General features: G+C 46.7%; 3 protein-coding genes. All 3 read left to right on the top strand.

The window, feature by feature from the left end; genetic code table 11:
- Positions 1–1,533, top strand: a 1,533-nt coding sequence (locus AC0LWM_RS30930; RefSeq protein WP_474678896.1) for a condensation domain-containing protein, incomplete at its 5' end; no start/stop codon positions are given.
- 53 nt (positions 1,534–1,586) lie between these two features.
- Positions 1,587–11,423, top strand: coding sequence for an amino acid adenylation domain-containing protein (locus AC0LWM_RS30925; protein ID WP_474678895.1), 9,837 nt, complete (start codon positions 1,587–1,589; stop codon positions 11,421–11,423).
- A complete protein-coding gene (locus AC0LWM_RS30920) occupies positions 11,420–13,159 on the top strand; it encodes an ABC transporter ATP-binding protein (RefSeq protein ID WP_474678894.1) in 1,740 nt (579 codons plus the stop codon). Before AC0LWM_RS30925 ends, AC0LWM_RS30920 begins: the two co-directional genes overlap by 4 nt.
- Positions 13,160–13,162: the final 3 nt, after the last annotated feature.

The following is a 13,162-nucleotide window of genomic DNA, read 5'->3' as shown; positions in this document are numbered from 1 at the left end:
TACGACGAAGAGACGATCACGCTATTGCTGCATAGGTTCGCCCATCATCTGGACGCCGTACTCGATCATTGTACCGGCAGGGTACCGCAGCCGACGCCTAGCGATTACGGATATCCTTACTTGACGCTGGATGAGTTTCATGCCATCCGGAATAGCTATGGTGACTCCATACAAAAAATATATCCTCTGAGTCCTCTCCAGGAAGGTCTATTTTTTAATTTACTGCTTGATAGGGGAACCAGCGCCTATTTCGAGCAAATTCAGATGGATTTGGCCGGAGATGTCGATATCTCTCTTATTAGCAAATGCATCGGCATTCTGACACAAAGACATGAAATGTTAAGGACCGTTATTGTACACCGTTTTACGGAAAATCCGCTGCCGCTGCAGATTATTCTTACGGATTATCCTCACAAGGTGGAGGAATATAACTTCAGTCCGACGTGGACCAAAGACGGAGACCTAGCGTATTCGAAATTTCTAATAGAAGATCAGCAGAAAGGATTCCGTTTTGACCAAGAGCCTTTGATAAGAATGGCGCTCGTTAGAATGAATGGCGAAAAGTATAAAATGGTTTGGAGTTTTCACCATATCATACTGGATGGTTGGTCCATGAGCCTACTTATAAATGAATTGTTTTTTATTTATGACTCTCTTAAGAATTCGAAGCGTATTGCTTTGGAAGCTGCGGCTCCCTATTCCCGCTATTTGGAATGGGTACTCAATCAAAATAAACAAGCGGCGCTCCATTTTTGGGACGACTATTTAAAGGGATATCGCCCGATTCGCCGCCGCGGTAATTTCAGTTCGCAGCCGACAAAGTCTTTCGGGGCAAGATCCGTCATTACCTTTGCCATCGAGGAACAGGTAACCATGCAATTGAAACGATTTTGTCAGCAGCGGCAGGTAACGCTGCATACGGCCATCCAAGCTTTATGGGGGATCCTGCTGCAAAAGGCTTACAACGTGGACGACGTTGTCGTTGGTTCCGTGGTGTCCGGCAGAACAGGCCCTGTCCTTGGGATTGATAAAATGGCGGGATTGTTTGTTAATGCTGTGCCGGTTAGGATCGTTACTGCTCCGGAAACGACATTCGAGCAAGCGGTAGGTAAAATCCAGCAAACCGCACCTGACATTGAGAAGTATGGCTATGTATCAATGGCGGAGATGGCTCTTGCACAGAAATCGAATGAATGGTTTCCGTTGGTAGTTAATTTCCTGAACCACTCGATTTTCGAGACAAAAAGAGACGCCACTCATTCGGGCGATATTTCGTTAACGAACATTACCATAGACGAAATTGCCCACTATGATTTGTACGCAGATATTTCAGGGAACGAAATGCTGGACGTAAAGTTGATCTACCGCTCGGACAAGTATGATTCCGACTGGGTCAAATTTTTGTGCGACTCGTTTCTCCGAATCACGCAGGCTGTTCTTGAGAATACGAAAATCCCCATCGGTGATATCGGTTTGACCGCAAATGAAATAAAGGATAACCGAGCCGATCTTTCAGCGGCTTTTGACCTCTAGAAATGAAATGGGACCGGAATATTTCTTCAACCCAAGAGAAGGATGGAATCCAGATGAGTAGTGAGTTTCTGTTGTTATCGGATAAGCATTATCATAAGCAGAAAAGTTATTGGATAAACATGTTTCGTGACGTTACGGACACTTATACGGAGTTCCTGTTAGGTTTGGATCATTTTAGTGAAAGGAGGGATAAGCGAGAAGAGAAACTCATTCTGGATCACGAGCTTCAACATATGCTTGTGAAAGCTAGCCGGAATTCAGATCTCTCCTGTTATGTTCTTCTTCTCACCGTATTGAAGGTCCTGATTTACAAATATACCGCAAATGTCCAAGCGACAATAGGGTTGCCGGTCTATGAACCGAACCGCAGCTCGTATACCTTGAACCGCCAACTAATCATAGCGACCGCGCTAAGGGATGGTCAGCAGTCCTTCAAGGAGTTCTTGATGAAAGTACGCACCGATGTGTTGGGGGCGTACGAGAATCAAGACTATCCTCTCGAAGAAATATTAAAGGGTGGTGGAGAAGAAGGCGAGCCGTTCTTCACGCCCATCATGTGCCAGCATAAAAATATTCACTCGAATCATGACACACATGTGGCGCATTCACAGATTGCATTTACATTCGAACGAACAAACGAGGAAATCCTCGAGGGCAGCCTTATCTACTCCAGTTCTATTGACACGCTCGCCATGCGGCAAGCGGCAAAGCATTTCGTATCGCTTCTGAAGCATTGCTTGGCATACCCGGACAAGCCTATTTCTTCACTTTCGCTGATCTCGACAGAAGAAGATCAGTTCCTGAAAGCATGCAATGCTACGGACGAAATGCGGTACAAAACCTATGAAAGCATCGTTACGCTTTTTGAAGACCAAGCAGCTCAAAAACCGGACAACATTTGTGTTATCGCCGGTGGTGGTCAGCTTACGTATAAGCAATTAAATGAACAATCAAACCAAATGGCACGGTATCTTCATAGGGTCGGCGTAGCTCGGGGAAGTCTTGTTGCGCTTGTCATGCAAAGGTCGGAGGATCTCGTCGTCGGTATCCTTGGCATTTTGAAGGCGGGAGCGGCTTTTTTACCAATCGATCCTGAAATTCCAATCCATAGAGTTGAGCAGATTCTTGGGGAAAGCAAGTCTCCGTTTTTGCTGACGGAGTCAGACTTTATAAGCAGCCTTTCGTATGAGGGAGTCCGAATCCTTTTCAACAAGGCGGATCTGGATGGTGAGAGCCGTTCAAACTTAAATCTTTCTTACGCTGGCAGAGATTTGGCGTATGTCATTTATACGTCGGGATCTACCGGAAAGCCAAAGGGAGTTATGATTCCGAACAAGGGCCTCATCAATACGATTTTGTGGAGAAAAGAAGAGTACGGGCTTGGGACGGACGATGTTGCCCTGCAACTTTTTTCTCATTCCTTTGACGGATTCATTACGAGCTTCTTTACACCCGTCATTTCGGGCTCTAAGCTCATTCTCCCTGATAGCCACACGGCGAGGGATGCCCTGGCAATAAGTAAAATGATCGATCAAATGGGAGTCACCCACTTTATTTGCATCCCCGGCTTGTATCAGGCGATCATGGAAAGCGCGCTACCGGGCGCTTATCCAAGCCTTAAAATTGTGACGCTCGCCGGAGACCGAATTCCACCAAACTTATTGGAGAAAAGCCGTAGTGCGTTTCCGCATATCGAGATTGTTAATGAATATGGACCTACGGAAAATAGTGTGGCCACTACCTTCCATAGGAATATGACCGAGTCTGTCCGAAGCAGCATCGGCAAGCCCGTTGCCAATACCTCTATATATGTCGTTAATCCGAATTATGAGCTTCAGCCTGTCGGCATTCCTGGAGAGCTTTGCATTTCGGGGGAAGGATTGGCGCTGGGTTACCTACACCAAGACGAACTCACTCGGCAGAAGTTTGGGAAAGCTCCTTTCGATGGTGCAGAGTTCATGTACCGGACGGGTGATCTTGTTCGAAGATTGGAAGACGGAACGATCGAGTTCATCTCCCGTGTGGACAACCAAGTTAAAGTGAGAGGTTTCAGGATTGAACTTGGTGAAATAGAGGCCCAATTGCTTCAATTCCCAGTAAGGGAATGTGCAGTCCTGCTTAATCACGGCGGATCCGGTAATGAGCTGTTCGCCTATTTGGTTGCGGATCGCAGCGTGACGGCCGAAGAACTGCGGGCTTATCTTGAGGAGCGGCTCCCCCATTACATGGTTCCCGGTCATTTTGTCGTGTTGAAGGAGATGCCATTGTTGGTCAGCGGCAAAATTGATAGAAGGAAACTTGCCGAAATCCTAGATCACCAGCTTGCGAAGCCCATAACCGGACCCCGAAACAAGACGGAGAAAAGAGTACACCGGATTTGGACGGAAATTCTCGAACGGTGCGAAATCAGTGTCTTTGATCGCTTCTTTGAAATTGGAGGTCACTCATTAAGCGCGACGCGCTTAATGGCTTTGATCACCAAAGAGTTTGCGGTGGAAGTACCGCTCACCGAGTTTTTTGAGAATCCGACGATCGCCTGTTTGGCCGAACGGATCGAACAGGCCGTTACGGTGACTTGCGAGTGGATTGAACCTGCCGCTCTCTCGGAGTATTATCCCGCAACCTCCGCTCAGCAGAGGTTCTATATCTTAAACGAGCACGACGGCGGCGCGGCATTAAGTTACCGAATCCCGATGGGCATAAGACTGATGGGAATATTGCGCGCGGAGCAGTTCGAACAAGCTGTGAATAGGCTGCTGGAAAGACATGAGATCTTAAGAACCTCCTTTCATACCGTCGAAGGAGAAATTGTTCAGAAAGTTCATCCACATCATCCGTTCCTTCTGCACGCTATATCCTGCGACGAGAAGACTATCGGCTCCCATATCCAGGCTGTCATGAATGAGCCGTTCCTCTTAACGGAAGCGCCATTGCTGCGATGTAGGCTGTTTCAATTATCGGAAAAAGAGCATGTTCTATTCTTTGACGTCCATCATTTAATCATGGATGGCATTTCCTTGGGGATCCTTATTCGGGAACTTATGCAGCTGTACAATGGGGATGAGCTACCGGAGTTGAATTTGCAGTACAAGGATTACGCCGTTTGGCTTAAACGGCAGCGTAAGGCCGAGGATTGGGGGGCTCGGCAGACCTTTTGGATAAATGAATTATCTGGAGCAATTCCTTCCCTGAACCTGCCAACGGATTTTTCCCGTCCAGAACGGAAAAGTTTTGAAGGAAGTTGCTTTACCTTTCAAATTGAAAAAGAACTGTCGCGCAAGTTGAATGAGGTAACTCTTAAACATGACACGACTTTATTCACGGTTTTGTTCTCTATATATAACATACTATTGGCAAAATATAGTGGACAAGACGATCTTGTAGTTGGGACAGTGATGAGTGGCCGGGAACATGTGCAGTTGGACGGCATGATTGGTTTATTTGTCAATACCCTGCCGGTCAGAAGCAATCCAGACAATAAGATGAGCTACTCCGGCTATTTAAGAGAGCTCGGAAACAAATGCTTAAAAGTACTGGAGCACCGCGCCTTTCAGTATGAGGATATTATAAGGTGTCTGGACGTAGAGAGGGATTTAAGTAGAAATCCTCTGTTTGACGCTGTATTTGTCATGCAAAATGTCGGCGTTCAAACAATGAAATTGAATGGGCTTGAAGCAAATCCTATCGATGTGCAGTACGACGTTTCCAAGTTTGACCTCACATTCGAAGTAACGGAACATAACGATGCCTTCATGTGTAAAATGGAATTTTGTACCAAATTATTTACACCCGAGACCATTCAACGGATGGGACGGCACTTTGAGCATATTGCCTCTCAGGTTGTTCGCGATCCGGAAGTTCTTATTGGTGACATTTCGCTGGCGACACCGGAAGAAGTTTTTCAAATTACGAAGTCTTTCAATACGCCGACGGTTACACGCCCCGTCACAACAATCCACGAGATTTTCGAAAGTAAAGTAATGGCAAGACCTGATGAGATTGCTCTCAAGGAAGCCGATCAGGAAATTTCATATAAGCAGTTGAATGAGCTTGCCAACCAGATGGCCCATGTCCTCCTGGCTAAGGGCGTCAGGCCCAACCAACCAATTGCGATCCTACTAGAACGTTCGGTGGAGATGGTCGTAGCGGCCTTGGCGGTGTTGAAAGCGGGAGGAGGAATCCTGCCGATCGATCCCGAAACACCTTATGAACGTTTGGTGTTTCTACTACAAGACAGCGGCTGCCGAATTCTTCTGACTAATAAAGAGAGATTGACGAAAATTTTCCAGTTGGATGTTGAGTTAGTTGATGTGTCAGCTTGCGACAGTTCGACCAAGGAAAATGTTAACGTCCGGTGCTCCGCCGATCAGCTTGCTTACATCATTTACACTTCTGGATCGACAGGCGTGCCAAAAGGTGTATTGGTTCAACACCGCAGTGTGGTCAATATATTGCAGGGAATGCAGGAGCAATATCCAGTCATGCAGGGAGATTTCTATCTCCTTAAAACTAATTATACATTCGATGTTTCAGTAACGGAGCTTTTCGGGTGGTTTTTCGGAGACGGAGGATTGGTGATTCTTCCGAAAGGAGAGGAGAAAGACCCCCAATCTATTATTGAGGCTTTGGATCGATATAAAATTACTCATGTAAATTTCGTTCCATCCGCTTTTTCCGTATTTTTGAATATGGTGGAGGAGTTCTCTTCATCCCGGTTTCGTTTTCTAAAATATGTGTTTGTTGCCGGGGAAGCTTTAACCGAACCCATCATCAAGAAATTTTACAGATGCATGGAAGAACGGATCCGACTGATAAACGCATACGGCCCTACCGAGACTACGATTTATGCGACTCACGATACAATAGAGGATAAAGATGGTAAAATAACAATTGGAAAACCGTTCCCCAACGTCCGTGCTTATATTGTTGATGGAAACCACCATATTCAACCGGTCGGAGTACCGGGCGAATTATGGATTTCTGGCGATGGCGTAGCCCAGGGTTATTTAAACCGTTCGGAGCTGACATCGGAGAAGTTTCTGCCGAGTCCGTATACGCGGGAAGAGAGGATCTACCGGACAGGAGATTTGGCAAAGTGGCTGCCTGATGGAAGAATCGAATATTTAGGGAGAATGGATTTCCAAGTCAAGATTAGGGGGTATCGCATTGAACTGAGCGAAATTGAGCAAGTGCTGGTAAGAACGGGAATGGTAAAAGAGGCAGTTGCTGCTGTACGACATAACGGCTCGGGGGATCCCTATTTGTGCGCCTATATTTTGGCGGATCAGGAACCGGATTTTATTGACGTCCGAAATCACTTGCTTGACCGGCTCCCGGCGTATATGGTGCCGGTGGCATTTGTACGGCTTGACCGTTTCCCGTTAACATCAAGCGGCAAGCTGGATAAAAACAAGCTTCCCGAACCGGATAGATTTCTTCGAAGAGAGATAATCGGCCCGCGCGACGCCATGGAAGAAAGAATGCTATCGATCTGGAAGGAATGCCTGGAGCGAGAAGAGATTGGCGTAACCGATAATTTCTTTGAATTGGGAGGCCATTCCTTAAAGGCAATTTCTTTGCTTCTGATGACAGTGAAGCAATTGGGAGTATCGTTTTCTCTCCGGGAGCTCTTTGAATATCCGACCATCCGTTCATTGGCTGTCCTAGTATCCAAGTCTAACGAGACAACCTTCGAGCGAATCATGCCCGCGGCAGATAAGGAACAATATCCATTGTCATCCGCTCAGAGAAGAATCTTTCTAGCCTCGAGAATTGACAACTCCGCTAAGGCATACAATTTGCCGATGGTTTTTAAAATGACGGGCGAATTGGATATAGAGGCATTCGAATTCGCACTGAACCGGTTGGTCGCAAGACATGAAGCATTAAGGACTTCATTCCATTTGATCGACGGAGAGCCCAGGCAAAAGATCCACCCTCCCCAAATGGTCAGACTGGAAGTTATCGAAGGAACCGAAGAGGCGCTGGATGTAGCTATCGAACAATTTTTTCGTCCTTTTGATCTGAGCTCTAACGAATTATTTCGGGTGCAAGTGATGAAGATTTCAGACCGGTTAAATTATTTGTTTTTTGATATCCACCATATCATCTCGGATATGTCTTCCATGAGGATTTTGATAGACGAACTACTGAAGTTGTACCAAGGCGTCCCCTTGGAGAAACAGGGTATCCAGTACAAAGATTATGCGGAAATCCAAAGAGAACAAATCGCGGAAGTTAACGGCCGGCATGAAGAGTACTGGCTGAAGCAATTGTCCGGGAACCTGCCGGTATCGGGGTTTCCGACGGATTATCCACGTCCTCTCATGCAAAGCTTTGAAGGGGACACGTATCTTTTTGGCATTGATCCTAATTTGTACTCTCAATTATCTGGAGTCGCCGTTCGTGCGGGAGCGACGATGAATATGCTCATTCTGGCAGCCTTTAAAGCATTCCTTGCCAAGTATTCAGGCCAAGAGGATATCCTTATCGGCATTCCGACAGCCGGACGAAAGCATCCGGATTTACAGTCCGTCATAGGGGTGTTTATTAATACTCTGGTTATCCGTACTCAGCCTAAGCCGGACAAAGTGTTTTTGGACTTCGTCAGGGAAGTCAAGAATGTCAGTATCGATGCACTGGACCATGAGGAATATCCTTTCGACGATCTGGTGGACAAATTGCAGATTCCCCGGGATTTGAGCCGTAATCCTGTATTCGACTCCATGTTTATCTGGCATCAAAACGAGGGAACGCGCGCTAAAACAGATCGGCTACGTCTGGAGACCGTATCTTATCGAAATAAAGTGAGCAAGTTCGATATGACGCTATATGCCTCCGAAATTGGCGATACCCTTCAGTTCGAGCTGGAGTACTGTACGGCGCTGTTTCGTCGGGAGACGATAGCAAAGGTTTGCCTTCATTTTTTGAATTTGCTCCAGCAAATAGCGGAAAATCCGGATATTCAAATCGCACGGATTCCATTGATGGAACGTAGGGAAATGGAGCAGTTGATCTTCGGCTTTAATGATACGGAGTTGCATGTTGATCAAGAGCTTTCACTTGTAGATATGTTCGAGGAGCACGCTGCTGAAGAGCCGGATCGGATTGCGATCGTTTCGGGAGAGCAATCGTTCAGCTACGGCGAAATTAATGCCCAGGCGAACGCACTAGCCCGTATGCTGGAAAGCCGCGGTGTCCAGCCGAATTCGAAAGTCGGTATCCTGATGAAGCGTTCGGAAAAAATGATTGTCGCGATTCTCGGCGCTTTGAAATCATCTTCCGCTTTCGTTCCACTGGATCCCGATCATCCGTTTGACCGGATCAAGATGATTCTCGAAGACAGCCAGGTCGAAGTTTTGATAACCGAATCATCCTTGTCCTCTTGGTTGGAGGAGTGCCAAGGTTTACCCGGTAAAATCGTTTTATTGGATGGCTTGCAGCCGGATAAAGATAGCGGGAGGAACCTGAAGCACTCCATCCTTCAGGAACAGTTGGCTTATATCATGTATACTTCAGGCTCAACCGGAGTGCCCAAAGGGGTTATGATTGAACATCGTTCCTTAACCAATTTAGCGGCAGGGTTGCGGGATAGCATTCCGTTTTATAAGGGAAACACGATTTTATCCGTTACTTCGCTATCATTCGATATCAGTCTGCTTGAAACTGTGGTACCACTTGCGGTTGGAATGAAGGTTGTCGTTGCCGACGAAAAACAGGTTAACAACCCTAAGGCAGTAAACCACCTACTTGAATCACATAAAGTCGATATTTTGCAATCGACCCCGACGAGAATCGGGCTTTGGCTGAATGAGGGCGGGGTACAATTTTCAAATCTGAAAGCAATCCTTGTAGGCGGCGAAAGCTTCCCGCCCGTTCTACTGAATAAGCTTCGAGCTTTTTCTAAGTTGAGGATATTCAATATGTACGGGCCGACGGAAACTACAGTCTGGTCCACTATGAAAGACCTAACCCAAAGCAATTCCGTTACGATAGGCAGGCCGATCGCCAACACGAATATTTATATTTTAGGCGACGGAAACGATCTCAAGCCTATTGGGGTTACGGGAGAGCTTTGCATTTCAGGTTCCGGGGTAGGCAGGGGGTATTTAAATCGTCCGGAGTTAAATGAAACTAAGTTTGTTCCAGATCCGTTTCGGGCGGGATGGTGCATGTATCGGACGGGCGACTTGGCCAGATGGCTGCCAAATGGTGAAATTGAAATGATGGGCCGAATCGATCATCAGGTTAAGGTTCGGGGGTATCGGGTGGAAACAGTCGAGATTGAACATCTTCTCTTGCAGAAGCCTGGCATAACGGAAGCTGTTGTTATAGCGAACCAACATCACGGGAACCAAATTCTGACCGCTTATTTGGTGCTGGGCGAGAATATCGAAATGAACGAGCTGCGCTCGTATTTGCAACGAAAATTGCCAGCCTATATGGTACCTTCCTTCCTTGTGGTTTTGGACAAGCTTCCTCTCACCTTCAATGGAAAACTGGATCGCAGCAAACTGCCCGCAATAGGCCAGCATTTTCTGATGGAAGAGGAAATTGAGTGGCCCTCTACCGAAATGGAAAAGGTAGTGGCGGAAGCCTGGCAAACGGTACTCGGGATCGAAACAGTCGGGGTTACTCAGAATTTCTTCGACCTCGGCGGAAATTCATTGGTCGCTATAAGGCTGGAACTTGAATTGGAAAACCGCAACCTATCGATAACTCCGACCGATCTTTATCAATACAGTACGGTTCGCGAGATTTCCGCCGTCCTTTCTTCAAGATTAACTGGCAAAGCGGAGCCCGATCATGCGGGGGCTATGCCATCGGCCGTTAGGCGTCCCGCGGCTGAGGCTAGAGAGGTCTATCATGTTGCAGACGATAGGGGAACGGTTTTGCAAGGGATTGAACCTTTTAACGAGGTTTTCTTCCGGAGCTGTTTCTATAATTCGTTGTTCCCGATAATTCGCTATTTTGGCCGGGACATCGATTACTTTCTAGCGAACACGATGATGGTATATAACTATGAATCGGGCGGCGGGGTCAGCTATCACGATAGTAAGCCAACGGAAAAGGTCTGCAGTGAGCTTGGCCTTCCTATCTCGGCTAAGTTTCGGAGTGCCGATCTTATCCGCGATATTAAGAGCTCGATCGATGGGGGAAGTCCGGTTGTCGTTTGGATTGATTGCTTTTACGAATCCATTCGCAAAGATATGTACCGGAAAGAGCATTGGCCCCATACGTGGGTGGTTTACGGATACGACGAGGACCAGCAATCCCTTCATATCATTGAACACTTGATACGCGATAATTTGTCTTACACCAAGCTTACTGTGTCTTATGACGAGGCTGTATCCAGTTACAACGGGTATATCGACCACTTCGGCGGACTTAATTCTGAGCCGACGTTCTACACTTTTTCGCCCGGAATGTCCGATTATTACTTATCCCGAGAGGAATTGGCACTCATCAGCTCGCGGAACTACTTATCCTTCAAAGACCAAGTATTTAAAGGGGTAGAACAGCTCAAGGAAGTGAAGAAGAAATTTGAACATCGAGTGCCGGAAGCCGCAGCGTTTAAATCGATGGCGGGCCAATTAATGGAACTGCTGAACGGAATACTGAGAGGAAAGTCGGCGGAGTTGTATAAAATCAGCAGGATTTATCCCCATGAAAGTGGGGCCGTTCGAGGATTTGAGGAGACCGTGAACGAATGGAAGTTGCTGCGAAATCTTGTCGGCAAAACGGCTTATGCATCCGGGAACCGAGAGGGAGCCTACAAGAAAATCATGATGAAATTGAGTCAAATGTATGAAGTGGAAAAAAGCTTTTATGAACAATTTTATGAAACGAACTGCAATTTATATCTGATAGAAAAGCGGGGAGCTCAATGAAAGTACCGCCCAAGCTCTTTATGAAGCATATGGTTCAGTATGAAGGACGATATCGAACTTGGCTCGCATTGGCGGTTGCATGCTCCATACTGATCGCAGGATTCGACCTGATAACGGTATATGTAGTGCAGCAGTTAATCGATCATTCAAGCGCGGGCGATGATTTCAAACTCGCCCCCATCGTAATGTTAGCCGTTTTAAGTATCATAATCGGTACAATATCCAAATATCTCGTCACCTATGCTGCCGGCCGGAACGCGACCTATATCGCAAGAGATCTTCGCAGTGACATGGCGGCGGCCATTACCCGAATGCGAATGGAGGATTACAACAAAGCTCACTCTGGAGAACATTTGTCACGAATAACGAATGACATGTTTGAAGTGGAAAACTTTTTGAAAAACCAGTTAACCAATGTGATTTATATTCCTATTATCATCGTGTCGGTAAGCATTTACCTTGCCTTGATCGATTGGAGACTGTTTCTATTTAGCTTTATCATAGTGCCAGTTGGAATGTATGCGTCCACTCATATTAGCAAACCAATCAGTAAGAACGCCGAAAAGATGCAGGAATCTCTTTCGGCAGGGACGGTCATTGTGCAGGATGCCATCGGTGGGGCGGAGGTTGTGAAAGCCTATAATCTTCAAGAGGAGATGGAGCGAAAATACATCGATACTCTCCATAAGGGCTTAGAGTACGGTTTGAAAGTGGAGAAAATCTCATCGGTAATGTTGCCGGTTACTATTATGATGTATGAGCTTCCTTTCCTGCTATGCATCGTAGGCGGCGGCTACTTGGCTTATCGGGGAGAGATCGGGTTAGCCAGCGTAATCGCCTTCATCCAGTTGTTAAGAATGCTCGTTCAGCCTTCGATTCAGCTTCCGTATCTGATTAAGGATGTGCGGAGGATCTTCGGTGTAGGGAATCATATGGTTGAAATCCTTAATCAAGGTGCCGAGAGAACGACGGGAGAAGAGTTTGCACCAAAAAACGGGCTGCCAGTGATAGAGTTCGAGAATGTTTCTGTCCGCAAAGGGGCCAAACAAATTATTGAGAATGTAAGTTTTCGCATTTTTCAAAATCAGAAGGTCGTATTGGTTGGTCCGAGTGGGAGCGGAAAAAGCACGATACTTAATCTGATTTGTGGGATGGAAGAACCTTCTGCCGGGAAAATCAAAGTCTTGGGAGAGGATATCAGCCGATGGAACTTAACGAAACTGCGAGACCTTGTAGCTGTGGTCTCGCAGGACTCCCATCTTTTTAGCGGTACAATAGAGGAAAATATCCAATACGGCCGCTTATCGGCCTCTCCCCGGGAAATCCGGGAGGCTGCGAATCAGGGGTCGGTTGATGAATTTGTCAGTAAGCTTCAGGATGGCTACAAAACTGAGATCATGGATAATGGAGGTTCACTGTCCGGAGGGCAGCGTCAAAGAATTTCCATCGCGAGAGCGGTTTTGAAGGATAGCCCTATCGTGCTGTTCGATGAGCCGACTTCAGCTCTGGATCAGAAAACAAGTCATGATGTTCTGACTTCTCTGGAGAAGTGGAGCGAGAACAAAACCGTGTTAATGGTAAATCATGACTTGAACACCATTAATGATTCCGACTATGTCTTGGTCGTGAATGAAGGAAGGATTGTCGAATCCGGCCTGCACCAGGAATTGAACAAGACGGGCGGATATGGCTTTGAACAGATGCAAAGCCGTGCGGAGTCCGGCAAAGAGGAGTAGTGG

This window comes from Paenibacillus sp. sgz302148, from assembly GCF_056120465.1.
The sequence above is the reverse complement of the archived record's forward strand: the minus strand, read 5'-3'. Positions and strand labels throughout refer to the sequence as shown.

Coding starts and splice junctions, on each gene's coding strand:
- AC0LWM_RS30925 (WP_474678895.1), top strand. CDS start 1,587: ATGAGTAGTGAGTTTCTGTTGTTATCGGATAAGCATTATCATAAGCAG.
- AC0LWM_RS30920 (WP_474678894.1), top strand. CDS start 11,420: ATGAAAGTACCGCCCAAGCTCTTTATGAAGCATATGGTTCAGTATGAA.